21 protein-coding genes and 1 tRNA gene are annotated in these 25,673 nt (G+C 75.2%); 16 read left to right on the top strand and 6 right to left on the bottom strand.

What is annotated here, in order from left to right:
• Positions 1–249 precede the first annotated feature (249 nt).
• Positions 250–3,807 (top strand): FtsK/SpoIIIE domain-containing protein, encoded by a 3,558-nt coding sequence (locus EDD28_RS10640; protein WP_170169432.1) that lies wholly within the window; start codon positions 250–252, stop codon positions 3,805–3,807.
• 43 nt (positions 3,808–3,850) lie between these two features.
• Here the strand turns inward: EDD28_RS10640 and EDD28_RS10635 are convergent, their stop codons facing one another.
• Positions 3,851–4,414, bottom strand: a complete 564-nt coding sequence (locus tag EDD28_RS10635) for a hypothetical protein (protein WP_123739581.1) — start codon at positions 4,412–4,414, stop codon at positions 3,851–3,853.
• Positions 4,415–4,653: 239 nt separating this feature from the next.
• Here EDD28_RS10635 and EDD28_RS10630 point away from each other — a divergent pair, with 239 nt between their 5' ends.
• Complete coding sequence (locus tag EDD28_RS10630) at positions 4,654–4,902, top strand: WhiB family transcriptional regulator (RefSeq protein ID WP_123739580.1); 249 nt, start codon at positions 4,654–4,656, stop codon at positions 4,900–4,902.
• 169 nt (positions 4,903–5,071) lie between these two features.
• On the opposite strand, the gene EDD28_RS10625 is transcribed toward EDD28_RS10630, so the two are convergent.
• On the bottom strand, positions 5,072–6,553 hold the full coding sequence (locus EDD28_RS10625; RefSeq protein WP_123739579.1) for a sensor histidine kinase: 1,482 nt from the start codon (positions 6,551–6,553) through the stop codon (positions 5,072–5,074).
• Positions 6,554–6,595: 42 nt separating this feature from the next.
• Between EDD28_RS10625 and EDD28_RS10620 the strand changes: the two genes are divergently transcribed.
• On the top strand, positions 6,596–7,411 hold the full coding sequence (locus EDD28_RS10620; protein ID WP_123739578.1) for a glycerophosphodiester phosphodiesterase: 816 nt from the start codon (positions 6,596–6,598) through the stop codon (positions 7,409–7,411).
• Between the two features lie 44 nt (positions 7,412–7,455).
• On the opposite strand, the gene EDD28_RS10615 is transcribed toward EDD28_RS10620, so the two are convergent.
• Both EDD28_RS10615 and EDD28_RS10610 read right to left on the bottom strand, forming a co-directional pair.
• Entirely contained in the window at positions 7,456–7,998 is a 543-nt protein-coding gene (locus EDD28_RS10615) for a hypothetical protein (protein WP_123739577.1), read from the bottom strand.
• Between the two features lie 152 nt (positions 7,999–8,150).
• A complete protein-coding gene (locus EDD28_RS10610) occupies positions 8,151–11,711 on the bottom strand; it encodes a bifunctional proline dehydrogenase/L-glutamate gamma-semialdehyde dehydrogenase (protein WP_123739576.1) in 3,561 nt (1,186 codons plus the stop codon).
• Between the two features lie 83 nt (positions 11,712–11,794).
• Here EDD28_RS10610 and EDD28_RS10605 point away from each other — a divergent pair, with 83 nt between their 5' ends.
• From EDD28_RS10605 to EDD28_RS10550, 13 genes are all read left to right on the top strand, one after another.
• A complete protein-coding gene (locus EDD28_RS10605) occupies positions 11,795–12,274 on the top strand; it encodes an OsmC family protein (RefSeq protein WP_123739575.1) in 480 nt (159 codons plus the stop codon).
• Positions 12,275–12,297: 23 nt separating this feature from the next.
• Positions 12,298–13,110, top strand: a complete 813-nt coding sequence (locus tag EDD28_RS10600) for a thymidylate synthase (RefSeq protein ID WP_123739574.1) — start codon at positions 12,298–12,300, stop codon at positions 13,108–13,110.
• 11 nt (positions 13,111–13,121) lie between these two features.
• Positions 13,122–13,682: a dihydrofolate reductase gene (locus EDD28_RS10595; RefSeq protein ID WP_245967998.1), complete on the top strand. Its 561-nt coding sequence runs from the start codon at positions 13,122–13,124 to the stop codon at positions 13,680–13,682.
• A gap of 6 nt (positions 13,683–13,688) precedes the next feature.
• Positions 13,689–14,474 (top strand): DUF4129 domain-containing protein, encoded by a 786-nt coding sequence (locus tag EDD28_RS10590; protein WP_123739572.1) that lies wholly within the window; start codon positions 13,689–13,691, stop codon positions 14,472–14,474.
• Positions 14,462–14,983 (top strand): hypothetical protein, encoded by a 522-nt coding sequence (locus EDD28_RS10585; RefSeq protein WP_123739571.1) that lies wholly within the window; start codon positions 14,462–14,464, stop codon positions 14,981–14,983. The genes EDD28_RS10590 and EDD28_RS10585 overlap by 13 nt, the downstream gene beginning before the upstream one ends.
• Entirely contained in the window at positions 14,980–16,005 is a 1,026-nt protein-coding gene (locus EDD28_RS10580; RefSeq protein WP_123739570.1) for an AAA family ATPase, read from the top strand. The genes EDD28_RS10585 and EDD28_RS10580 overlap by 4 nt, the downstream gene beginning before the upstream one ends.
• Positions 16,002–17,270: a DUF58 domain-containing protein gene (locus EDD28_RS10575; RefSeq protein WP_170169431.1), complete on the top strand. Its 1,269-nt coding sequence runs from the start codon at positions 16,002–16,004 to the stop codon at positions 17,268–17,270. Before EDD28_RS10580 ends, EDD28_RS10575 begins: the two co-directional genes overlap by 4 nt.
• Positions 17,267–17,896, top strand: a complete 630-nt coding sequence (locus EDD28_RS10570; RefSeq protein WP_148059594.1) for a hypothetical protein — start codon at positions 17,267–17,269, stop codon at positions 17,894–17,896. The genes EDD28_RS10575 and EDD28_RS10570 overlap by 4 nt, the downstream gene beginning before the upstream one ends.
• 3 nt (positions 17,897–17,899) lie before the next feature.
• Positions 17,900–18,808: an Fpg/Nei family DNA glycosylase gene (locus EDD28_RS10565; RefSeq protein WP_123739568.1), complete on the top strand. Its 909-nt coding sequence runs from the start codon at positions 17,900–17,902 to the stop codon at positions 18,806–18,808.
• 88 nt (positions 18,809–18,896) lie between these two features.
• A complete protein-coding gene (locus EDD28_RS10560; protein WP_123739567.1) occupies positions 18,897–20,045 on the top strand; it encodes an AI-2E family transporter in 1,149 nt (382 codons plus the stop codon).
• Positions 20,046–20,170: 125 nt separating this feature from the next.
• Entirely contained in the window at positions 20,171–20,317 is a 147-nt protein-coding gene (locus EDD28_RS17365; protein ID WP_170169430.1) for a hypothetical protein, read from the top strand.
• Positions 20,318–20,417: 100 nt separating this feature from the next.
• A complete protein-coding gene (locus EDD28_RS10555) occupies positions 20,418–20,981 on the top strand; it encodes a hypothetical protein (RefSeq protein WP_123739566.1) in 564 nt (187 codons plus the stop codon).
• A gap of 96 nt (positions 20,982–21,077) precedes the next feature.
• A complete protein-coding gene (locus EDD28_RS10550; protein WP_123739565.1) occupies positions 21,078–21,983 on the top strand; it encodes a DUF4097 family beta strand repeat-containing protein in 906 nt (301 codons plus the stop codon).
• Between the two features lie 395 nt (positions 21,984–22,378).
• Here the strand turns inward: EDD28_RS10550 and EDD28_RS10545 are convergent.
• A tRNA-Met gene (locus EDD28_RS10545) sits at positions 22,379–22,455 on the bottom strand.
• 61 nt (positions 22,456–22,516) lie between these two features.
• Positions 22,517–25,522 (bottom strand): UPF0182 family membrane protein, encoded by a 3,006-nt coding sequence (locus EDD28_RS10540; RefSeq protein ID WP_245967997.1) that lies wholly within the window; start codon positions 25,520–25,522, stop codon positions 22,517–22,519.
• Positions 25,523–25,673 lie beyond the last annotated feature (151 nt).

The raw sequence follows: 25,673 nt of genomic DNA, 5'->3' as shown, positions 1-25,673 counted from the left end.
ATCACGCCTCGGATATCGACGCTCCCCCAGCCGTCGTTACCCGAGTGGACCGACCGATCGGAGGACCATCGGTCGGTCACCCTGCCGGTGGGCACGGGGTATCGACGTACCCCGCGCCCACCGGCGTCTTCGTACGATCCGGCGAACCGGTGCGCCGAGCCCTGTCCACAGGTAGCCGTGATGTCGTCCTCCCAGCACCGTCCCCAGGACCCCAGCGGCGACGATGCCGCGTGGACCATCGTGTGGCGCATGACGACAGCACCCACCCCGGACCGACGCTCGACGAGCGGCCAGGAACCACACCGGACGGTCGCCCTGTGGCGCGCCTGCTGGGACACGGCTCTGCACCTCGCGGTCGTGTCGGGACCGGACGCCGGGTGGGCGGTACCGCTCGTCCCCGGCCGTGACGTGCTCGTGGGGCGAGGCGCCGACGCCGCACTCCGCATCGCCGACCAGGACGTCTGGCAGCGCCACCTCACGGTCAGGGCGCAGCACGGCGGCCGCGTGTTGCTGAGGAGGATCGGACGGGCCCAGGTCCTCCTCCACCGACCTCGTCGGCGTCCCGTCCGAGGAGCTCGGCGCGAGCGTGCCTGGCCGCCCCACACCGCGACGACGACGTCGCTCCCGTCCGACGGCGCCGACGCTCCGGCGGACGAGGCCCGGGGGCGACGCTCCCGACGCGGCGCGGCGGGCAACGCGTGGCGGCGCGGGAGACCGCTGCGCAGGCAGGCGAGGATCCGGCCGGGGACCCGGATCGTGCTGGGCTCGACCACCCTGGAGGCGAGGGGCACCCCCTTCCGAGGTCCCGACCGGGACGGTCCTGCGTCCAGCTCGCCGCCAGGCCGGCTGCCGTCCCCGGTCGTCCTGCTCCCCCTCGTCGCGATGCTCGCCGTGGCCGCGACGCTCGCGATGCGCGGCGGCGGTCACGGGGCCCCGGGCTACCTCCTGGTCGGGTTGATCGTGTCGGCGGCGAGCGGCGTCGCGATGCTCGTGTCCGGCGTCAGAGCCGGTGCCAGCCCCCGGCCGGCCGCACCCCCGGAGCCAGCGTCGCGAGGGCCGCTCCACGGCGGTCCGCCCGACCCCGCGACCGTGGCCGTGCTCGCGGCGGGTCTCGGCCGGGAGGGCCTCACGCGAGCCGCGGGGCCACCGGGTGAGGGCGATCGGGCGGGTCTCGTCGAGCGCGCGGGCGCCACGACGACGCGGCCCGAGCACGCTCCCGCGATGCGACGGCCTCCCGAAGGTCTCCTGGTCACCGGGCCGGACGGCATCGGTGTGGCGCGATGGCTGACGGTCGAGCTGGAGCTGGCCGGGCACGACCCCGCCGACGTCGGCGTCTGGCCCGGCCCCGGGGCGTGCCCGCCGACCGGTGGGCGCCTCGTGCCGTCGACCGGCCGACCGGGGGTCTCGTCCCGGTGGCTGGCCGCGCTCCACCACGCGCTGGGACCACCGATGGACGCCGGCGACCTGCGCGGGCTGCTGGGTCGGCCGAGTGCCGCCGAGATCGCCTCGGCCTGGGCGAGGGGGCGTCGCGACCTCGCCGTGCCGCTCGGCCCGGGACCCGGCTGCGTGCTCGACCTGGCCACCGACGGTCCGCACGCACTCGTCGTCGGCACGACGGGGTCGGGCAAGTCCGAGCTGCTCCAGGCCTGGGTCCTGGCGCTGGCGACACGACACCCGCCGCGGGACATCGCGTTCCTCCTCGTCGACTACAAGGGCGGGGCGACCTTCGCCCACGCCGCGCACCTGCCGCACTGCGTCGGTCTGCTGACCGACCTGGACCCCGCGGGGAGCCGGCGCGCCCTCGCTGCGCTGCGGCACGAGCTGCGCCGGCGCGAGCGAGTGCTCGGCGAGGCCGGCGTTCGGGATCGCGAGGCGTTCGAGGCCACGGGCGGCACGCTGGGCAGGCTGATCGTCGTCGTCGACGAGCTCCGCGCCCTGGTGGAGGACGACGAGGACCGCCTCGCCGACCTCGTCGCCGTCGCGACGCTCGGCCGCTCCCTCGGCGTGCACCTCGTCCTGGCGACGCAACGGGCCGGCGGCGTGGTCAGCGGGCAGCTCCGCGCGAACCTCACGCTCCGGGTCTGCCTCCGGGTGCTCGAGGCCGGCGACGCGCTCGACGTGGTGGGCGACCCACGTCCCGCCTCCTTCACGACGCCGGGTGAGGCGTCCGTCGGTGGGCGGGAGGTCCGGCTCGCCTGGCTTCCCGGGACGGCCGCGGCGGAGCTCGCGGCCGCGGTCGTCGAGGCGGGTGAGCGGGCGCGCCGACGCCGGCGGTCCGACCTCCTGCGGACGCACCGCCCGTGGCTGCCTCCGTTGCCGGAGGCGCCGGCCGCCGGCTCCGTGGACGGGGCTGTCCTGCTCGACCGTCTCGAGGTGCCCGACCACGTCTTCTGGCGGGAGCCCGGTGGACACGTGCTCGTGAGCGGACCGCCGCGCAGCGGACGGAGCACGGCGCTGCGCGCGCTCGCCACCCAGGCGCTGCGACCCGGGCGGACTCGCGGGCGGACGGGCGTCGTCGGCTCCGAGCCGTCCGGGTCGACGGCGCGGGTCATCGAGAGGCGCTCGATGCTCGATGACCCACCCACCGGTGCCGGGACCCCCGTGGGTGGGCGGACGCCGACGGATGGGGCGATCCCGATCCCCGGCACCGCCGACGACGCCGTCACCGGTTGCCACGTCCTCTCTCGCGAGGGCTGGGGCGTCGGCGTGGACGGGACCGTCGCGGGCTGCGACGACCCCGACGTGCTCGCGCGGCTGCTCACGCACGTCGCGTCCGGTGGCGATCCGGCGGCGCTCGTCATGGTCGACGACGCCGAGCACGTGGTCGCGGCCGTCGACCAGGTGCTGGGGCCGGGCAGCGGGATCGACCTCGTGACGGCGCTGCTCACGATCCGTCGCTCCGGCCGCGTGGTGCTGGCCGCCGGCAGTCCGCACCGGTGGACCGCATCGGTCGCCCACCACCTCGCGCTGGGCGTGCGCGATGCCGGCACGGCCGCGACGCTCGGGATCGGCCGCGACCTCGTGGAGCCGCGTCCCCTCCCCGGGCGCGGGGTGCTGCTGACGGATGGTCGTCAGCGCGCGGCCCAGGTGGTTCCGGCGCCGCCGGTCGACCGCCCGCACCCGTCCGGCGCGACGAGACCCGAGCTGCTGCGCCTGAGACCGCTGCCCGACCTGGTCACGCCGCACGACCTCGACCGCCTGGTGCGCGATCGGTCGCAGCCGGTCCGCCGGTGGGGCTCGACGGCATCCGCGCGGCTTCCTCCGGTGCCGCTCGGGGTCGGTCACGCGGGGCTGGTGGAGGTGGAGGTGCCGACGCGCGGAGCGCTGCTCGTGGTCGGGCCAGCCGGCTCCGGTCGCAGCACCGCCCTGGCACGGATCGCCGATGGGCTCGGGGCGACGGGCGTCGCGGTGAGCCGCGCGAGCCCCGGCCACATCGAGGACGTCGGGACCGAGGGCGATGGGTCGCCCGGTCGGTCACGGGGTGGCTCACCGCTGGCGGTCCGCGGGGAGGCGGTCCTGCTCGTCGACGACGCGGAGCTGCTCGCCGCCGAGGAGGTCGAGGCCCTGCGGCCGCGCCTGCGCGGGCGATGTGTCGTCGCGACGACCCCGTCGGCGTTCGCCGGGGACTTCCGCGGACTGGTGGCGGCCGCACGGGACGGCGCGCGCGTCCTCGCCCTCGGCGGCTTCGCTCCGGGTCGGGCACGCCCACCGCACGGTCCCCCGCGTCCCGGTCGGGGACTGCTCGTCGAGCCCGACCGGACGATCCCGGTCCAGGTCGGCCTCGGCGTCCAGGACGGCCGGCGGTAGTCGGTTCGTCGCCGCGTCGAGTCGACGAACCCGTCGGACCCGACTAGCCCGCCGGTGTCGACGAACCGGTCGAACCGGTCGGTCCGTCCGCGTCGTCCTCGTCGGGCCCGTCCGAGTCGCCGGCGAGGGCGAGCCGCGTCGCGGGGGCGAAGGCCGTCACCGCGGTCGCAGCTCCCGCGAGGGCGACGGCGATCGCGACGGGTCCGTTGACCGAGAGCTGCGCTAGCCCGACGAGCATGAGGAGGACGCCCCAGGCGGTGGCCGCGCCGCGCGGCCACCGGCGCAGCCGCCACAGGTGGAGCGCCATGATCGCGAGCAGTGCCCCGGCCAGCAGCGTGAAGACCGCGACGGGGTAGACGGCGCCGGCGCCCTCGGCGGGGGTCGGACCCGTCACCACGGCGATGCCGAGGGCGACGAACGCTCCCGCCTGGAGCGCGAGCAGCGCGACGCACGCGACGAGGGTCACCGGCCGCGCCGGGCGCACCGACTCCGTCGGGGCGGCCGCGCTCGGCGCAACGGCCGCGCTCGGCTCGGCGGTCAGGCTCGGCTCGGCGGCGATCTCGGCCCCGCGGTCGGGGCCGTCGGGGAGGGTGGAATCAGCACTCACCCGACCAGGGTAAGGTGGGCCCTCACAACGGCAGGACAACGGTGCACCTGCCTCGGACGACGACTCTGGCCCACCGATGTGACGGACGACTCACGATCGTCCGTCGTCAACTGTGCGGGAACCCTTGTGCCCACGGGGCCGACGTGTGACCCTTGATCCAGGACCTGTTGACCACGGCGCCCGAACCCCCTCATCACCCGAGGCACGGGCACGTCCGCGCCCTGAAGGAGCACCACACGATGGACTGGCGTCACAACGCTGCCTGCCTCACCGAGGACCCCGAGCTGTTCTTCCCGATCGGCAACACGGGTCCCGCCCTCGCGCAGATCGAGGAGGCCAAGGCCGTGTGCAACCGCTGCGAGGTCGTGGACTCCTGCCTCAAGTGGGCGCTCGAGACGGGTCAGGACTCCGGCGTGTGGGGCGGCCTGTCCGAGGACGAGCGTCGCGCGCTGAAGCGCCGCACCGCCCGCGCCCGCCGCGCCGGCTGACCTCAGCCGACCCCCCTCGCGGCACCGGCGGCGCGGTCGACCGACCGTTCCCCGGTCCCGACCGACCGTTCCCCGGTCCCGACCGCCCGTTTCCCCGGCCCCGACCGACCGCTCCCGGTGCCGATCGACGGCCGCCGGACCCTGTCGGCCACCCCCTGAACGGCCGCGACTAGAACTGGTCGAGCTCCCCGTCCGACGCGGCGGCGAAGCCGAGCCGCGCCTTGATGAGCACCTCGGTGCCGCCCTGCTCGCGGGGCAGCCACTCCATCGTCCCGTGCAGCTCGCCCGCCACGAGCGTCCGCACGATCTGCATGCCGAGGCCCGTCCCCGAGGGCGCGGCCGCCGGGTCGATGCCCACCCCGTCGTCGATCACCGACACCGCGAGGTCGCGGCCCGTCCGCTCGCTGCGCACGACCACGGTCCCGCCGGTCTTCGCCAGCCCGTGCTCGACCGCGTTCGAGACCAGCTCGGTCAGCACGACGGCGAGTGCGGTCGCCTCGGTCGCCTGCACCTTCCCGAACGAGCCCTCCCGCACCATCCGGACCGGCGCCTCGGACGTCGCGACGTCGACGGCGAGCCGCAGCGTGCGGCCGAACACCTGGTCGAAGTCGACGATCTCGTCGATGGTCTGGGACAGCGCCTCGTGCACGGTCGCGATCGTCGCGACGCGGCGCATGGCCTCCTCGAGAGCGGCCCTGGCGTCATCCGACGGGGTGCGCCGCGCCTGGAGCCGCAGCAGCGCCGCGACCGTCTGCAGGTTGTTCTTCACGCGGTGGTGGATCTCGCGGATCGTCGCGTCCTTCGTGATGAGCTCCTGCTCGCGCCGCCGCAGCTCCGTCACGTCGCGGCACAGCACGATGGCGCCGAGCCGCTCACCGTCGCGCGTCGTCGGGATCGAGCGCAGCGACAGGCACACGCCGTGCGCCTCGACGTCCGTCCGCCAGTCCGCGCGTCCCATCGCCACGAGCGGCAGCGACTCGTCGACCGGCTCGCCGATCCCCACGTGGTCGGTGATGACCTGCGCCAGCGAGCGCCCGACCAGGTCACCGATGACGCCGATCCGGTGGAAGCAGGACATCGCGTTCGGGCTCGCGTACAGGACCTCGCCCTCGGGGTTGAGCCGCACCAGGCCGTCGCCGACGCGCGGCGCGCCGCGCAGGCGACCGGTGGCCGTGTTCGACGTCGGGTACTCGCCGCGCGCGATCATCTCGCACAGCTCGTCGGCCGCCTCGATGTAGTTGATCTCCAGCCGGCCCGGCGTGCGCTGCTCGCCCAGGTTCGTCTCACGCCCGAGCACCGCGATCGCCTTGCCGCCCTTGACGACGGGGACGGCCTCCTCGCGGATCGCGTAGCTCCCGTTCCACCGCGGCACCCGCGAGCGGCGGATCTCCTTGCGGGTGAACGCCGCCGCGAGCGCCGGCTCCTGCCCCTCGGGCGCCGGCCGCCCCACGACGTCGTCGTAGTGCACCGTCCCGCCGGTCGACGGACGGCAGTGCGCGACCGCGTAGAACCGCCCGTCCGCACCGGGCAGCCACAGGATGAGGTCGGCGAACGCCATGTCGGAGAGCACCTGCCAGTCCCCGACGAGCAGGTGCAGCCAGTCGACCTCGCTGCTGGAGAGTCGGGCGTGGCGGGCGATCAGGTCGCTCATCGTTGACACCCGGCCAGGGTAGTCGCGGCGTAGCCTCGACGCGTGACCTGGCTCCAGCTCGCCTCCTCCACGCCCCCCGTCGTCCTGGCCCACCGCGGCGACGCCGACCACGCCCCCGAGAACACGCTCGCCGCCTTCCGGGCCGCCGTCGCCGCTGGCGCACGGGCCGTCGAGACCGACGTGCAGCTCTCCGCCGACGGCGTCCTGCTCCTCCTCCACGACGACGGTCCGGCGCGCACCACCGACTCCCTCGCACGCGGCATCCCGGCCGAGACGTCGATCGAGTCCCTCCCCTGGGAGACGCTCGCCGGGCTCGACGCCGGTTCCTGGTTCGACGAGCGGTTCCGCGGCGAGCCGATCCCCCTGCTCGCCGATCTCGGCGGCCTCCTCGCCACCGCGCTCGCGACCGGGGACGCCACGCGGCCCCCGGTCGGGCTCGACCTCGAGATCAAGCCACCGCTGCTCCACTCGGCGGCACGCGTGGTCGACGCCGTCGCGGCAGAGCTGGCCCGGCCGGTCTGGGCGGACCTCGTCGCAGCCGGGGAGGTGGTCGTGACCTCGTTCGACCCCGAGGTCGTGACGCTCGCGCTCGACCGCCTGCCGGTCCCGGTCGGTCTCCTCACCGCGGCGACGCCCGCACCCGAGGAGGTGCCGGAGCTCGCCGCCAGCGGGATCGCGGCCCTCGTCACCGAGCAGGAGGACGTGACGGCGGCCGCCGTGTCGGCGGCGCACGCGGTCGGGCTGCCGGTCGGGGTCTACACGGCGAACGCCCCGGAGTGGGAGCGCGTCGTCGCGGTGGGTGTCGACGTCATCTGCACCGACGACCCGGGCGGCCTGCGCGCCTACCTCGCGCGCTGAGCCGCCGAGCGGCTGAGCCTCCGCGCGCGGGGTCGCGGCCGGGCTCAGCTCCCCAGCGTCGCGCGGATCGCGGTGACGGCCGCGTCGAGGCTGGTCTCCCCGGTGTCGACGGCGACGTCGGCGTGCAGCCTCGGCCGGTGCTCCCGCCAGCCGGCGTAGATCCGGCCGAGGAAGTCGGGATCGCGCGAGATCCCGCGGGTCGGGTCCGCCTGCGCCCGCGCGAGCGCGACGTCGAAGTCGCTCGTCAGCACGGCCGAGACCACCCGCGTCCCCGCGGGGACGACGGCCATCACGCCCGCGACCTCGTCCGGATCGCCCGGCCCCTCCGCGACCACGACGTCGAGCTCCGTCCGCAGCCACTGCCCGACCACCGAGGCGAAGACCGCGGCGGCGACGTCCCAGCCGGGCAGCGTCGGCAGCGCCATCTCGGCGACCTCGTCGAGCCCGACGAGCGCCACGCGCCGGCCGTCCGCACGCAGGTCGTCCGCGAGCCGGCGCGCGACCGTGCTCTTGCCGGCGGCGATCGGGCCGACGACGAGCACGAGCGTCGGGGCCGGGACGGTCGGGCTGGGGTGGTGGGTGGTCACGGTGCCGATCCTGACACGCGAGGGGTGTCCGCTCCACGCGGTTTTCTCCTCCCGCCACCCCGGACCGACCGGCGTGCTCGCGCGGGCCGACCGGCCGCCGCGCGACGACGAGGGCATCGGCGCGCGCGCCGATCCGCAGAGAGCGGACGCCCTCAGCCGTGCAGGTGGCCGTACCGGTGCCGGGTCCGACTGATCGCCTGCTCGCGCGCCACCCGGCGCAGCTCGGCGGCGGGTCCGCCGATGGCCGGGTCGTCGATGATCGTCGCGCCCGAGCCGACGGGGACCGCGAGCGCGGCCTCCCACAGCCCGGTCGGTGCCGGTTCGCCCGGGGCTCCGAGCCAGCGCACGCGGACGTCGCCGAGGCCGGCCAGCCGCTCGGCGAGGGCGGTCTCGTCCTCGACGACCACGCCCACGCCTCCCGGCAGGACCGCGGCGCCGGCCTCGGCCCGGCCCGCGGCGAGGCTGACCGTGACCTCCGGGACACCGAGCGCACGGGCGCACCGCACGGTCAGCCCCAGGTCGCCCGGTGCCCCGGTCTCGGCGAGCCGGATCAGCAGCCGGGGGACGGGCCGGAGGCGCAGCGTGTTCTCCTCCGCCGGAAGACCGGTCACGTCCTCGCCGGCGAGCATCGCCGCCGCCAGCGCCTCGACCGCCAGCGCCTCGCGCTCCAGCGCCTCGCGCGCCGCCCCCTCGACGCTCTCCCCGGCCAGCTCACCGTCCCGCGTCGCCGCTTCCGACGCCCCCGACACCCGCGAGGCGCCCGCCCCGGTCATGCGCGCGGGACGCCAGTCACCGAGCTGCGCGACGTAGGCCGGTCCGCCCGCCTTCGCGCCCGGCCCCATGACCGAGCCCTTCCAGCCACCGAACGGCTGCCGCTGCACGATCGCGCCCGTGATGCCCCGGTTGACGTAGGCGTTGCCCACCTCGACCCGGTCGGTCCACCGGGCGATCTCGTCCTCGTCCAGCGAGTGCAGGCCGCCGGTGAGACCGAAGGCGACGGCGTTCTGCCACTCGATCGCCTCGTCCAGCGTGGCGGCCCGCATGACGCCGAGCACCGGTCCGAAGCACTCGGTCCGGTGGAACCACGACCCCGGCCGCACGCCCGAGCGGATGCCCGGCGTCCAGAGCCGGCCCGCCCAGCTGGCCGCCCCGGGTCCCCACTCCTCGACGATCTCCTCCGCCGTCAGCTCGCGCGGCACCAGGGCCCAGCTCTCCCCCGGGTCCAGCGTCGTGAGGGCCCGGCGCAGCTTCCCGCTCGGCGGCTCGATCACGGGTCCCATCCCGGTGCCCAGGTCGTCCGGGACGCCGACGCGCAGCGAGGCGACGGAGTCGAGGAGCTGGTCGTGGAACCGTCGGCTCGTGCCGACCGAACCGACGAGCACGACGAGCGACGCCGCCGAGCACTTCTGACCGGCGTGCCCGAACGCGCTGCGGGTCACGTCGGCGACGGCGAGGTCCAGGTCGGCGCTCGGCGTCACGACGATGGCGTTCTTCCCCGAGGTCTCGGCGAGCACGCGCGGACCGCCCGGCCGCGCCACGCGCCAGCCGGCGAACAGCCGCGCCGTGGCCAGCGCCCCGGTGAGGACCACCTGGTCGACGCCGTCGTGGGCCACCAGGTGCCGCCCGGCCTCGTCCTCCGGCACGCGGGCGACCTGGACGAGGTCGGGGTCGAACCCCGCGGCCGCGAGCGCCGCCCGGACGGCCCCGGCCACCTCCTCCCCGCACCGGGTCGCGTTCGGCGACGGCTTCATCACGACGGCCGACCCGGCCGCGAGCGCCGCGAGCACGCCCCCGGCGGCGATGGCGACCGGGAAGTTCCACGGCGGCGTCACGAGCGTGACCGGGCGGGGGACGAGGACGCGCCCGCGCTCCGCCGCCTCCTGGTCCAGCAGGGTCGCGCCGCGCGCGTAGTACCGGGCGAAGTCGACCGCCTCGCTGACCTCGGGGTCCGCCTCGCCGACGGTCTTGCCGGCCTCGTGCGCCATGAGCGCGACGAGTCGGAACCGGTCGGCCTCGAGCCGGTCGGCGACGTCGACCAGCACCGCCGCCCGCTCGGCACCGCTGGTCGCACCCCAGGCTCCCGCGACGGCTCGGGCACGGCCGACCAGCGCGTCGACGGCCGCGATGCTCGTCAGCTCGGGGGTGTCGACCGTGAGGTCGGGCGGGGAGGCCAGGGCGGTCCGCGCGGTCTCGCGGACCTCCTCGACGGTCGGGTCGGCGTCCGGCGCGTTGGCGAACGCCCCGGCGACGGGACCGCCCCCGAGACCGGCCGTCGAGCCGGCCACCGCCCCGGCGACCGACCAAGCCGCCGCCCGGCGGCGCGGCGTCGTCGTGACCGCTGCGGCGTCCTCGATCGAGGCGAGGAACCGGCGCTCGGCCTCCGCGCGGCCCTCGGCGCTCAGCGACTGGTGCAGGTAGTTCTCGGGGCTGGCGTTCTCCTCCAGCCGCCGCACGAGGTAGGAGACGGCCAGGTCGAAGTCGTCCCGCGCGACCACGGGCGTGTAGAGCAGGACCGAGCCGACCGTGTCCCGGACCGCCCGCGACGCCGCCGGTGCCATGCCCTGGAGCATCTCGACGTCCATCGCGTCCGCGACGCCGCGCTCCCGCGCGAGCAGGTGGGCGAGCGCCAGGTGGTGGAGGTTGTGGCCGGCGACGCCGATCCGCACGGCGCGCGCCACCTCGGGCATCAGGGCGCGGTCGAGGATCCGGACGTAGGTCGCGTCGGTCTCGGCCTTGGACGGGTGAGGGGCCTGCGGCCAGCCGTGCAGGTCGGCCTCCACGAGCTCCATCGCGAGGTTCGCCCCCTTGACCAGGCGGACCTTCACGGGGGCGCCGCCGGCGTCGACGCGCCGGGTCGCGGCCTCGACGACGCGCTCGAACGCGGCCGGAGCGTCCGGCAGGTACGCCTGGAGGACGACGCCGGCCTCGAGCCGGGCCAGCTCGGGCTCCCCGACGAGCGCGAGGAACGCGTCGAGCGTCGGGGCGAGGTCGCGGTACTCCTCCATGTCGAGGTTGACGAACGCGCCGTTCGCCAGCGCCTCGCGGTAGAGCGGACGCAGCCGCTCGACCGCGCGAGCGACGGTGCCGGGGGTGTCCCACGTCGAGACCTGCGAGACGAGCGAGGAGAGCTTGATCGAGACGTAGTCGACGTCCGGGCGGCGCAGCAGGTCGACGGTGCGCGCCACGCGCGACGCGGCCTCGCGCTCGCCGAGGACGGCCTCGCCGAGCAGGTTGAGGTTGAGCCGGTAGCCCGCCTCGCGTGCCCGAGCCAGATGGGCGGTCAGCTTCCGGTCGGCGGAGTCGACGACGAGGTGCCCGACGAGCCGGCGCAGCCGCGCGCGGGCCGCTGGGACGACGACACCGGGGGCCACCGGGGCCGCGACGCGACCGAGCGCGAGCAGGACGCGATCCAGCGGCGAGAGGAACCCGGCCGTGGCGGCGGCGGGCAGCGCGGCCAGCTCGCGCGCCGCGACGCGGGGGTCCTCGGGGCGCGCGACGCGGTCGACGAACGCGACGGCGAGGTCGAGACCGGCGCGGTCGGCGAGCAGGGCGCCGAGCCGGGCGGAGGGGTCGCGCGCCGCCGCGCCGCCCGACGCCGCCCCGGCGGCGGACGCCCAGTCGCGGGCCAGCCCGACGGCGGCGGGTGCCAGCCGGCGCAGCGTCGCGACGTCGGGCAGCGGCAGGAGCGTGGTCAGGTCCTCGCGCGGCCTCATCCCGCCAGTCTCACCCCGTTCGCCTCGCCAGGCCAGAGCCGGGGGTCCCCGGCGCGGCCCGCTCGACGCGGCAGGATGGGGGGATGAGCGACGACGCGACGCACCGACCCGAGACCCCGGCACCCGGCGAGAGCACGACGGCCCCCGCGCTGTACGTCGAGCGCACCGGCCCGATCGCGTGGACGGGGCACAACGGCCGCGGCGCGGAGGTCCTGATCGGCAAGGAGGGCGCGCCCGGCGTGTTCTCGCCCGGCGAGCTGCTGGCGATCGCCGTCGCCGGGTGCACCGGGATGTCCGCCGAGGGCCGGATCACGTCCGAGCTGGGCGACGGTGTCGCGATGACCGTCGGCGTCGAGCGCGTGCCCGAGCCGTTCGAGAACCGGTACGCGCGGTTCGTCGTCGAGCTCGTGGTGAGCGGGCCGGAGGTCGAGGGGCAGGACGCGTCGCGGCGCACCCGCATGCTCACGACCGCCCAGGCCGGCATCGCCGCGCACTGCACGGTCTCCCGGACGCTCGAGGCGGGCGCCCCGACCGCCGTGACCGTGACGGCCGAGCTGCCGTGAGCCAGCCTGCCTACGATGAGCGCATGAGCCCCGACCCGCGCCTCGACACCCAGTACGAGGACCTGCTCGCCGACGTCCTCGCGCACGGGGCCCACAAGGGCGATCGCACCGGCACCGGGACGCGGAGCGTGTTCGGCCGCCAGCTCCGCTACGACCTCTCGCGCGGTTTCCCGCTCGTCACGACGAAGCGGGTGCACCTGCGCAGCGTCGTCCACGAGCTGCTGTGGTTCCTCAGGGGCGACTCCAACGTGCGCTACCTGCAGGAGAACGGCGTCCGGATCTGGAACGAGTGGGCCGACGAGAACGGTGAGCTCGGTCCGGTCTACGGCGTCCAGTGGCGCTCCTGGCCGACGCCGGACGGCGGGCACGTCGACCAGATCACGAAGGTGGTCGATGACCTGCGTCGCGACCCCGACTCGCGCCGCCACCTCGTCTCGGCGTGGAACGTCGCGGCCCTCGACGAGATGGCGCTCGCTCCCTGCCACGCGTTCTTCCAGTTCTACGTCGCCGAGGGCCGGCTCTCCTGCCAGCTCTACCAGCGCAGCGCCGACCTCTTCCTCGGCGTGCCGTTCAACGTCCCCTCCTACGCCCTGCTCACCGCCATGGTGGCGCAGCAGACGGGCCTCGGCCTCGGCGACTTCGTCTGGACCGGTGGCGACTGCCACATCTACGACAACCACGACGCGCAGGTCCGCGAGCAGCTCACCCGCGAGCCCTACCCCTTCCCGACGCTCGAGCTGCGCCCGGCGGCCAGCATCTTCGACTACACGTTCGACGACGTCGTCGTGCACGACTACCGCCACCACCCCACGATCCCCGGGAAGGTCGCCGTCTGATGGGCCGTCCCGTGCCTCACGCCACCGTCGGGATGGTCTGGGCGCAGACGCCGGGTGGCGTCATCGCGGTCGACGACGAGCTGCCGTGGGACGTCCCCGAGGACTTCCGTCACTTCCGCGACACGGTGGCCGGCCGCCCCGTCGTCGTCGGGCGGACCACCTGGGACTCGATGCCGGGGCCATGGCGGCGGGCGCGGACGGCGGCGTCCGTCGTCGTCACCCGGGACCCGGCCTGGCACGGCGCACCGGACGAGCACCCGGTCCGCGCCGGCTCGCTCCCCGAGGCGATCGCGACGGCCTCGCTCCCCGTCGGGACACCGGACGCCGCCCCGCCCCCGGACGAGGTCTGGATCATGGGCGGCGGTCAGGTCTACGCGCAGGGGATCGCCTACGCCGACCTGCTCGTGGTGAGCGAGATCGACGTGCCAGAGCCCGGTCCGGACGCGGCGGCCACCCGCGCCCCCGCGATCGACGAGGCGACGTGGCGGGAGTGCACGCCGGCCGACGTCGCCGGCTGGCGCGTCTCGCGCACGGGCACCGGCTGGCGGATCCTGCACTACCGGCGGCGCTGAGCCCCGGTGAGCACCCCGACCGGCCCGCCGAGCGGGTCCCGCGGCGTCGCGGGGACCGGCGACGCCCCCGACCCCGGCGCGCCTGCGCGTCCCGGTCGCGCGAGCACCGCCGGTCGGCTCGGCTGGACGCTCCTCGGACTGCTGCTCCTCGCCGGTCTCGGCGCACGCTGGCGGGGCGAGCTGGGCGTCCGGCCGGCGCCGCCCGCGCCGAGCGCGCAGCAGTCGGCGCCTCCGGCATCGCCCGGCGGGGTGGTCGACCCCGTGCTGCCGACGCCCTCGTTCGGCCAGGGCGGCGACCCCCTGGTCATCGAGGTGCCCGACTGGCTCGGCCCGACGCTGGTGGCGGTCGCCGCGGCCGTCGTGGCCGCGGCCGTCATCCTCCTGCTGCGCCGCTACCTCCCGCGCCGACTGGCCCGGTACGAGGGCGAGGTCATCGAGACGGTCGGCCGGACGACGGACGCCGAGGCGACCGCGGTCCCCGACCTCACCGAGTCCCTGACCTCCGCCCGCGGCGCCCTGGACCGGGCGGTGGCCCCGCGCGACGCGGTCGTCGCCGCCTGGCTGGCGCTGGAGGAGGGCGCGGCGGACCGCCACGCCGCCCGGTCGCCGAGCCAGACGCCGACCGAGTTCACGCTCGAGCTGCTCGCGAGGACCCACGCCGACCCCGCGGCCGTCGAGGCGCTGCGGCGCACCTACCTCGCCGCCCGGTTCTCGACCGCGCCCGTCACGCGGCAGCAGGTGGCCGTCGCGAGCGAGGCGCTCGCCCGGATCGAGGCGACGTGGCGGGGCTGAGCACACGGCGCCTCGTGCTGGAGGGGCTCGCGATCCCGGGCTCCGCGCTCGTCGCGTGGGGCGTCCTCCGGTTCGACCTCGCTGCGACGGCCGTCGTCACGGCGACGGTCGTCGTCGTGCTCGTCCTCGCCCACCTCCTGCCGGGCGACGACTACACGGCGTGGCCCCAGCTTCCCGCCCCCGAGCGGGGCGGCCGGCGCGCCGAGATCTACCGCCTGTCCTGGCAGCTCGACGCGGGCACGAGCGCCGGTCCGTACCTCGTCCGGCGCCTCGTCGAGCTCGCGGAACGGCTCGAGCCGGACGCCACCCCCGCCGAGCGGGACGCGCTGCGGGCCGCGCTCGCCCCGCTGCTCCCGACCACGCCCCCGACCGGGGGCCGGCGCCGGCGCTCCGGCACCGACCCGACCGCCGACGTCGCACGCGCCGTCGACCGGATCGAGCGCACGCTCGCCGCGATCGAGCAGCGCGCCGACACCAGCCCCTCCCACGACCAGAGGAGACCCCGATGACCAGCCCCGACAACGTTCCGGCGACGGTGGGCACCGAGGTGCCCGGCAGCCCGGCCGGCGTCGCCGAGATCGCGGAGGCCAGCACCCGCGTCCTCGCCGAGGTCCGCACCGCCGTCGTCGGCATGCCGACCCTCGACCTGGCGCTCGCGACGATCCTCGCGGGCGGCCACCTCCTGCTCGAGGACGTCCCGGGGACGGGCAAGACGCTCGCGGCTCGCAGCCTCGCGACCGCGCTCGCCCTCGACTTCGCGCGCGTCCAGTGCACCCCCGACCTGCTCCCGTCGGACATCACGGGCGCGATGATCTACTCCCCCGGCGACGCCGAGTTCGAGTTCCGGGCGGGCCCGGTCTTCACCAACCTGCTGCTGGCGGACGAGATCAACCGCACCCCGCCCAAGACCCAGTCGGCGCTGCTCGAGGCGATGGCCGAGCGCCAGGTGACGGTCGAGGGGACGACCCGCCGGCTGCCGACCCCGTTCCACGTCGTCGCGACCTCGAACCCCGTCGAGCACGAGGGCACCTACCCCCTGCCGGAGGCCCAGCTGGACCGGTTCCTCGCGCGGGTCGCCGTCGGGTACCTCGACGTGGCGGCGGAGAGCGAGATCCTGCACCGCCGGCTCGCGCGCCGCGCCGAGGCCGCCCCCGTCCGGCCCGTGCTCGCCCCGGGCGAGCTGCACCGGCTGCAGGAGGGGCTCGAGCTGGTGAGCGTCGACGCCGACGTCGTGCGCTACTGCGTCGACCTCGTCGCGGCGACGCGGACGGCGCGGGGCGTCGAGGTCGGCGCGTCCCCGCGCGGATCGCAGGCGCTGCTCCTGCTCGCGCGCGCCGTCGCGGCCATGGCGGGCCGCGACTACGCCACCCCGGAGGACGTCAAGGCCGTGGCCGTCCCGGCGCTCGCCCACCGGCTCGTGCTGACCGCCCAGGCCTGGGCCGGCGGCGTCTCGCCGGAGCGGGTCGTCGCCGAGATCCTCACGACGGTCCCGACGCCGGCCGCGGTCCCGGCCCGATCGGGTCACGCGTGAGCTCACCCGGACCGGCCGATCGGATCGCGTCCACGGCGCCCGGCGCCGGGTCGTGGTTCGAGATCCGCAGCGCCTCGGCGCTCGGAGTCGTCGCGCTCGGGCTGCTGCTCGCCGGCGTCGTCCTCGGTCGCCCGGTGGTCGTCGCGGTCGTCGCCCCGCTGCTGGTCGCGGCCGTCGTCGCGCGACGCCGGTCCGTCGCCCGCCCACCGGGGCCGCCGACCCTGCGCGCGACCGGTGCCCCGCGTCCCGGCGAGCACGTGACGCGGCTCGTCCCGCCGCCCGGGGAGACGAGGGTCCGGCTGAGCCTGCCCGGCTACCCCGAGGCGACGGCGCTCCTGGCGGCCGACCCGACACCGGCGACCGTCACGTTCGAGTCCGCGCGCACCGGCGACCTGGCGCCGCTGCGGCTCGACGCGGTTCCCGTCGCCGCCGACGGCGAGCTGGAGTCCGCGCCCGTCACGGTCGTCGCGCCGGCGCTCGTCGTCGAGCCGATCCGGCTGCCCGTCAGCGGCCTGCCGGCGCCGCACCACCTCGTCGGCTCGACCGGGACCCACCGCTCGCGCCGTCGCGGCGAGGGCGAGGACCTGCTCGACATCGCGCCGTTCGCGCCCGGGGACCGGCTGCGCAACGTCGACTGGCGGGTCACCGCCCGGCGCGGCACCACCGACCCGCGGCTGGGGACGCGTCTATGGGTCCGACGACACCACGCGGACGCGGAGGCCGTCGTCGTGGTCGTCCTCGACTCGCGCGACGACGTCGGCATCGACGTGCGGACGTGGGCCGGGGGCACCGGCGACGTGCTGACCCAGCCGACCTCGCTCGACGTGGCGCGGCAGGCGGCCGCGTCCCACGCGCAGGCGTCGATCGAGCGCGGCGACCGCGTCGCGTTCGTCGACCTCGGCCACCGCGGGCGCCCGCTGCGCCCGGGTGCCGGTCGGCGCCACCTCGACCGGATCGTCCAGGCGATCACGCGCAGCCGCGCGGTCGGCGAGCCGGGGCGTCTCGTCCGCGCGCCGCAGGTGACGGCGGGGGCGATCATCGTCGTGGTCTCCACCTTCCTCGACGACGACGCGGCGACGGCCGCCGCCGACTGGTCCCGCGCCGGACACCCCGTCGTCGCCGTCGACGTCCTCCCGCCGACCCACCTGGGCTCGCTGAGCGGGCCGGAGCAGGTGGCGGCGCGCCTCGTGCTCGCCGAGCGCACGCAGCGGCTGCGTGAGCTGCGCGCCGCCGGCATCGGCGTCGAGCGGTGGTGGACCGCGTGAGCCTCGACGTCCGCGGCGCCCTCACCGGGCTGCTCGACCGGCTGCGACGACGCGGCGGCGAGACCCCGCGCCGCGGCGCGGGCCGTGGCCACGGCGAGACCTCGTCCGAGGAGCCGGAGCTGCGGATCGACGTCGGTCCGGCCGTGTCCGTCGGGACGCTGCGGGCGCTGGCCGTCGTCGCCGGCGCGGCGGCCGTGCTCCTGACCGCGACGACGGTGACCGGCTGGGTCCTCGGGCTGGTCGCGCTCGCCCTGGCGGTCGTCCGACCGCGCGGTGCGCTGCCCGCGTTCTGGCTCGGCGTCGTGGGTCTCGCCCTGCTGCTGCAGGACGAGCGCCCGACGGTGTGGCTCGCGCTCTCGACGGCGCTGACCGTCCTCGCCGTGCACGTCACGTGCGTCGCGCTGCGGCTGACCGAGAACCTCGGACCGCGCGCCCCCGTCGCCGTCGCCGTGCTGCGGCGGCGCTGGCCGACGTTCTGGCGCGCGCAGCTCGTCGGCCAGGCTCTCGGCCTCGTCGCGTGGGCGGTTCCCGAGCTGCCCGGAGCCTGGGTGACGGCGGCGGCCGTGCTCGGCGTCGGGGTCCTCGGCTGGCTGCTCCTCGTGCCGCCCCGGCGTGTGGCACAGTGAGGCATGCCCGAGCTTCCTGAGGTCGAAGCCCTCGCGGGCTTCCTGCGCGAGCGGACCGTCGGCCGGTTCGTCGTCGCCGTCCACGTCGCGGCCATCGGTGCGCTCAAGACGGTCCAGCCGCCGCTCGAGGAGATCACCGGGCGCTGCGTCACCGACGTCGAGCGGCACGGCAAGTGGGTGTCCATCGGGCTCGGCCCGCGTGGCGACCTCACGGCGACCGAGCCGGAGGAGTGGCTCTCGTTCCACCTCGCCAAGGCCGGCTGGCTGCGCTGGCGGGAGGAGATGCCCGCCTCGACCGCGCCGCGCTCGCGTCCGCTCGGCCGGTCGGCCGGCCCGCTCGCGGTGCGCGTGTGGTTCGACGACGGCTCGGGGTTCGACCTCACCGAGGCCGGCACGCGCAAGCGTCTCGCCGTCCACCTCACCCGGGACGTCCGGGAGGTCGAGCCGATCGCGACGCTCGGCTTCGACCCGCTCGCGGTCGACGACCCGCGCGAGCAGCTCGCCTCCGCCCTCGGCTCGCGCAACCAGCAGGTCAAGGGCGCGCTGCGCGACCAGCGGCTCGTCGCCGGGATCGGGAACGCCTACAGCGACGAGATCCTCCACGCCGCGCGGCTCTCGCCGTTCGCGCTCACCGGCTCCCTCACGGACGAGGAGCTGGACCGCCTCGCCGAGGCGACCCGGGAGGTGCTGCGTGCCGCGGTCGCCGCGTCGACCGGTCGGCCGGCGGCGGAGCTCAAGGATGCCAAGCGGCGCGGCATGGCGGTGCACGGCCGGACCGGCCAGGCGTGCCCCGTGTGCGGCGACGTCGTGCGCGAGGTCTCCTTCTCCGACCGCTCGCTGCAGTACTGCGCGACGTGCCAGACGGGCGGCAAGCCGCTCGCCGACCGGCGGATGTCCCGGCTCCTGCGCTAGGCCCCGCCCGTCACCCGCGACGTCGGTGTGGCCCCGGTCCCCGACCAGCGCGGTCATCCGATGTCCCGGAAGCCGTCACACTGAGCGCATGAGCGAAGCAGCCCCCGAGGTGTCGGACCGACCGGTCGTCCCCGCGCGCCACTCCGACCACCCGGCGAACCGGCCCCCGGCGTGGCTGTGGCGCGCGTTCGCCGGCGCCGTCGTCACGGTCTTCGTCGGCATCGCCGTGTGGCACGCGCTGGGCTCGCTGCGCACGCTCGGGGTCTACCTGCTGCTGTCGTTCTTCCTCGCCCTGGCCCTCGAGCCGATCGTCGTGTGGCTGGTCCGGCACGGCTGGAAGCGCGGGCGCGCGGCGATCACGACGCTGCTCGGGTCGATCGCCGTCGTCATGGTCGTCGTGGCGATGTTCGGGAACCTGTTCGTGCAGCAGCTCGTCCAGCTCATCTCCAACGTGCCCGCGCTGTACGAGGACGTCACGCTGTGGATATCGGAGCGGTTCGACATCGTCATGCCCGAGGCGCACGACCTCCTCCTGGACCTCGTCAACCAGCACGGGATGGACGTCGCCTCGGGCGCGCTGCTGCTGGGCACGACCGCCATCGGGCTCGTGTTCGCGTCCCTGACGATCATGCTCGTCACGTACTACCTGCTCGCGGCGGGGCCGCGGTTCCGCGCGTCGATCTGCCGCTACCTCACCCCGAACCGCCAGGCCGACATGCTGCGCTACTGGGAGATCACGCAGCTCAAGGTCTCGGACTTCCTGCGCACGCGGATCGCGCTCGCGGCGATCTCGACCGTAGCGACCGCGATCTTCCTGCTCATCCTCCAGACGCCCTACGCGCTGCCGCTCGCGGTGTTCACCGGTCTCGTCTCGCAGTTCGTCCCGACGATCGGCACCTACCTCGGCGGCGCGCTGCCGGTCGCGGTCGCGCTGACCTCGCAGGGACTGACGCAGGGCATCATCGTGCTGGCGTTCATCATCGCCTACCAGCAGGTCGAGAACCTGTGGCTCTCCCCGAAGATCTCGGCGAAGGCGCTCGAGATGAACCCGGCGGTCAGCTTCGTCGTCGTCATCGCGTTCGGAGCCGTGTTCGGCGCCCTCGGCGCGTTCCTCGCGCTGCCGATCGCGGCGACGATCCAGGCGATCGCGAGCACGTACATGCGCCGGCACGAGCTCGTCGCCTCGCCCATGCTCGACGATCCGACGCCGGCCCCCAGGGCACCCCGCCCGAGCTGAGCTCGCCCCGGCTCGACGCACCATCGCGGCCACGCGGCCCTCCGGGGCGGGCGCCGTCACCGGCGACTGGCACCTGCTCGGTGAGGTCGCCCTCGCGACGCTCGCGACGTTCCTCGCCCTCGCCGGTGTTCTCCCACGTCGGACGCGTGCCGACGGTCGAGAACGTGGTCCGGCCGCTCGCCGTGCTCTCGCTCGTCGCCGCGGCGCTCGTCGCCGCGGCGCTCGTGGCCGCGGCCCCGTGGCGGTCCCGGCGCCGCGACGTCCCCGCCTGAGACCGCCACGGCCCGGGTGGCGATCCACGACACCGCACCGCACCCACACTGACACCATGACGACACCATCATGGTGTCATAATGGTGCTACGGTGACGTCATGTCCTTCGATCAACGAGTTCTCGAGGTCCGTGACCAGCTCCTGGCGCTGGGGTCCGGCGCCGGGGGTGCCGTCGAGGAGGCCAGCGGCCGCCTCGCCCTCGCGCTGGAGCCCGCGCTCCGGCTGGCGCTCCAGCGCACCCTGTCCGACGCGGCCGACGCCCTGCGCGAGCAGCTCGCGGAGGTCGCCACCGTCGAGGTCCGGCTCGAGGACGGCGAGCCCGTCATCGTCGCCGTCCCCCGGGTGCGGGTGGACCCGCGGGACGAGGACCCGGCCGCGTCGCACCTGCCGCCGACCTCCGTCCTGCCCGTCATGGCGCCACCCTTCACGACCCCGCCGGCGCAGGCCGCGCCCGAGCCGGTCGACGAGGAGGTCGAGGCCGGCGTCACCCGGTTCACGCTGCGGCTGCCGCAGCACCTCAAGCTGCGGATCGACGCGGCGGCGACCGGCGTCGGCCTCTCCGTCAACTCGTGGATGGTGCGGGCCGCCGAGCTCGCGCTCACGGACACGACCCCGCGCTCGACGCAGCGCGCGGGCAACCGCCTCACGGGCTGGATCGGCTGACCGCCCGGTCGAGCCGGACCCAGCCGATCGTCGGCGCCCGCCGTCCCCGTCCATCCCGCCACACCTCGCGGCCCCCGTCCCCACCAAGGAGTCCCCATGTCCATGACCGCCACCCGCACCACGTCCGCCCCCGTCACGGGGATCCTCACCCTCGCCGGGCAGCTGCGCTGGTCCGACCTGCGCGTGCGGGCCGTCGACGGCCTCACGACCGCGACGGTCACGCTCACGGCCACCGGCCTGCGCGCCGAGGAGCTGGCCGAGGCGACGACCGTCGCCGTGTCGGCGAACCGGATCGACATCGACGTGCCCAACCCCCTGCGCCTGCTCGCGACCGCGACGGGGCTGCGGATCGACGCCGACGTGCCGACCGGCACCGTCCTCGACCTGGCGGGCGGCAGCGGCCGGATCGAGGCCCAGGGTCGCTACTCGGCCGCGAACCTGCGCACGGGGTCCGGCGCCGTGCGCCTCGAGGAGGCCGAGACGGCCACCGTGCACGGCGGCTCCGGGGCGATCGACCTCCAGCGCGCCGCGGCCGCCGACGTCCGGATCGGCTCGGGCGCTCTCGCGGTCGGCCAGGTCGGCTCGCTCCAGGTGCGCGGCGGCAGCGGGAGCGTCGCCGTGCGCGCGATCGACGGCGTGAGCTCGCTCCGCGTCGGGTCGGGGCACCTCCAGGTCGACTCGGCCGCCGGCGAGGTCGCGCTCGAGACGAGCTCGGGCTCGCTCAAGGTCGGCGAGGCGCGCGGGACCCTCACGGCTCACGCGAGCTCGGGCAGCATCACCGTCGAGCGGCTCGTCGAAGGCCGTCTCACCAGCACGACGCGCAGCGGCAGCCAGAAGATCGGCATCCCCTACGGCACCGCCGTCCAGGTCGACGCCGAGTCCCGCAACGGCCGGGTGCGCAGCGCGCTCGACGAGGTCGCCGGCGAGGCGGGGTTCGACCGCGCCGCGACGGTGACCGCGCGCAGCGACCACGGCAGCATCACGTTCCGCCGCGCCTCCTGAGGCGGGTTCCGGGAGAGGCCGACGAGATCGGCCGTCCGCGGTCCCGCCGTCCGCGGTGCCGTCGTCCCGTCGTCCACGACGAACCGCGTCGCCCGGGCACGCGGCCCCACCGTGGCCGCGGTCGCCGCGCTGGCCACCCCGAGACCGCACCGTCCCGGGCACCCGGCCCTGTCATGGCCACGGTCACGGCCGTGGCCACCCGGCGACCGTGTCGTCCTCGGTACCCGGCCCAGGCGTGGCCACGGCGAGGGCGTCGGTCGTCCCAGCGCACCACCCGGCGCCACCACCCCACGACCCCGGGAGCCACCGGCGACGACACCGCGGCCCCGACATGACGAAGGCCCGAACCCACATCCGTGGGTTCGGGCCTTTGCCGATGTCCTGCGACAGGACACTGGTAGCGGGGGCAGGATTTGAACCTGCGACCTCCGGGTTATGAGCCCGGCGAGCTACCGAGCTGCTCCACCCCGCGTCGGCTCCTCTACGTTACGTCACGGATCGTGAGGAACCAAATCGCGGGGCTGTGGGCTGGCTCACCCGGCGGCGTCGAGCTCCTCCTGCGCCGTGATCGCGCGGCCGAGCGCCTCGTTTAGGGCGTCCTGCGCCCGGCCGTACGCAGCCCAGTCACCGTCGACCTGCGCCTGGCGCGAGGCGTCCATCGCCTCCTTGGCGTCCGCGAGCGCCTGCCCCAGCCGCCCGCCGGGCGTCGACAGGTCGAAGTCGCCCGACCCGGACGACCCGGGCGTCGCGGACGTCGCGGTCGGCGTCGGGCTGGGCGTCGCACCGTCCGTCGGCTGCTCGGTCGGCTCCCCGTCCTCCCCGGGCTCGATCGGTTCGATCGGCTCGACGCCGGCATCGCCGGCCTCGGCCCCCGACTCTCCCTCGAACACCTGGTTGAGCGCCTCGTCGAGCGTCGTCGCGAACCCGACCTTGTCACCGAACGCCACGAGGACGTACCGCAGGAGCGGGTACCTGGTCCCGGACGACGCCTGCGCGTACACCGGCTGGACGTAGAGGAAGCCGCCGCCGACGGGCAGCGTCAGCAGGTTGCCGCTCACGGCCTGCGAGCCCTGGCTGTTGAGGATGTTGAGGATGTTCGCGGCATCCTGGTCGGACTTGAAGTTGTTCTGCACCTGACCGGGTCCGGGCACGGCCGTGCCCGAGGCGACCTCGAGGAGCCGGATCGTCCCGTAGCCGTCGGCCTTGACCCCCGCCTCGCCGCCAGCGTCGCCGTCGACGGCGGCGAAGCCGCGCAGCACGTTGCGCTGGTCGTCGTCGAGGATGAAGGACGTCGTGAGCGAGAACGCCGACTCGTCCTGGTCGGGCATCCGCAGCGTGAGGTAGTAGGGCGGCTGCGGCGTCGAGCCCGTCTCGGTCGGATCGCTCGGGGTCCGCCAGAAGTCGGCCTGCGTGAAGAACTGCTGGGCGTCGGTCACGTGGTAGCGGTTGAGGATGGTGCGCTGCACCTTGAACATGTCCTCGGGGTAGCGCACGTGCGACATGAGGTCGCCCGACATCTCCGTGTAGGGCTCGACGAGCCCGGGGTACACCTTCGACCACGACGCCAGGACCGGGTCCTCGGTGTCCCACGCGTAGAGCGTGACGGAACCGTCGTAGGCGTTCACCACGGCCTTGACCGAGTTGCGGATGTAGTTGACCGACTCCGGCAGCGAGGTCACGATCTGCGCCTGGCCGTCGGCGCCGATGAGCGAGGAGTCGATCGTCGCGTCCTGGAGCTGCTCGCGCTTGGAGTAGGGGTAGTCGTTCGACGTCGTGTACGCGTCGACGATCCAGACGACCTCCTTCGTCCCGTCGCCGTCGGTGTCGACGACGGCCGGGTAGGTGCGCGAGTCGACGGTGAGGAACGGCGCGACCTTCTCCACCCGCACGCGCGGGTCGCGGTCCCACAGCACCTGGGAGACCGGCGTCACGCTGTCGGAGAAGAGGATCTCCTGGCTGCCGAACTTGAGCGCGAACAGCGTCTTGAGGAAGAGGTTGTCGACGACGGGACCGCCGTCGCCGGTGTAGGTCGTCTTGACCTCGCCGGCGTCCTCGTCGCTCGGGTAGTCGACCTCGCGGGGCTCGCTGCCCTCCGGCGCGCCGACGATCGAGTAGACCGGCGACTCCTGGCCGAAGTAGATCCGCGGCTCGTAGTCACCGAGCAGGCCCTGGCTGGGGATGTCCCCCTCGAAGAAGCTCGGCTGGCCGTCCGCCCGGGCCGTGTTCCCGTACGCGGCGACGACGCCGTACCCGTGGGTGTAGATCGTGTGGTTGTTGACCCAGTTGCTCTCCCGCAGCCCGTCGAGGTTGAGCTCGCGGACCGAGATGACCGTGTCCTGGCTGGTGCCGTCGAGCTCGTAGCGGTCGACCGACAGGTCCTTCGGGAACGTGTAGTACTGACGGATCTGCTGGAGCTGGCGGAACGTCGGCGAGATGATCGTCGGGTCCATGAGGCGGATGCTCGCGGTCGACTCGGCGTCCTCGCGCAGCGCGCCGGCCTCCGGGTCGAGCGTCGCGTCGTACTTGATCTTCTTCACGTCCTCCAGCCCGTACGCCGTCAGGGTGGCGTCGATGTTGCGCTGGATGAACGGCTGCTCGAGGCGCTGCTCGTTCGGGACGACCTGGAAGCGCTGGATGAGCGCCGGGTAGATCCCGCCGATGACGATGGCGGCCACGACCATGAGCCCGACGGCGACGGCCGGCAGCTTCCACGTCCCGCGCAGCGTCGCGACGACGAACATGACGGCGACGACGACGGCGATCCCGGCGAGGATCTCCCGACCGGGCAGCACGGCGTGGATGTCGGTGTACCCGGCGCCGTCGAACCGGTCGCGCTCCTGGCTGAGCAGCGAGTACCGGTCGAGCCAGTAGGACACGCCGAGCAGGAGCGCGAACACGGCCGCGAGCACGCCGAGGTGGATCCGGGCGGCGCGCGTCATGCCGGCCTCCGGCACCACCTGGAGGCCGCCGTAGAGGTAGTGCGTGACGAGGGCCCCGACCGCCGCGAGGAACACCGCCGCCATGAGGAAGGAGACCCAGAACCGGACGGCCGGCAGGGTGAAGGTGTAGAAGGACAGGTCGATCCCGAACTGCGGGTCGACCTCGCCGAACGGCTCCCCGTTGAGCCAGAGCAGCATCGTCTGCCACTGCGAGTTCGCCGCGATCCCGCCGAACAGGCCGAGCACGACGGGCACGGCGATGAGCGCGACCCGGCGCAGCGGCTCGATCGCCTCGCGATACCGGTCGAGGTTGCGCTGCTCGGGCGTCGTCGGTGCGTACACCGGCCGCGACCGGTAGGCGAGCTGCAGGTTGAGGTAGACCGCCCCGCCGAGGACGAGGAGGCCGATGAGGAAGAGCACCGCCCGGCTCACCCACTGGGTGCGCAGCACCTGCGACACCCCGAGCTGGTCGAACCACAGCCACTCGGTGACGAGCCCGGAGGCGAGGAAGAAGGCGACGACGATGACGGCCAGGACGATGATCGTCGGGCCGAGCGCGGATCGCCGGGGGGACTTGGTGGCCGTGGCAGCGGAGGTCACGTCAATGGTCCTTCGGTCGGGACGGTGTCAGGCCGCGGTCGTCTCACCGAGGCTTGGCGCCTGCGGTGCTGAGCAGTGCCGGCGCGTTCCAGGGGTCAACGACGGTCGCGGCCCTCAAGTTTCCCATGATCGGCGCGCGCCTGTGAGACTG

It is taken from the genome of Salana multivorans, assembly GCF_003751805.1.
Lineage (GTDB): Bacteria > Actinomycetota > Actinomycetes > Actinomycetales > Beutenbergiaceae > Salana > Salana multivorans.
The sequence above is the reverse complement of the archived record's forward strand: the minus strand, read 5'-3'. Positions and strand labels throughout refer to the sequence as shown.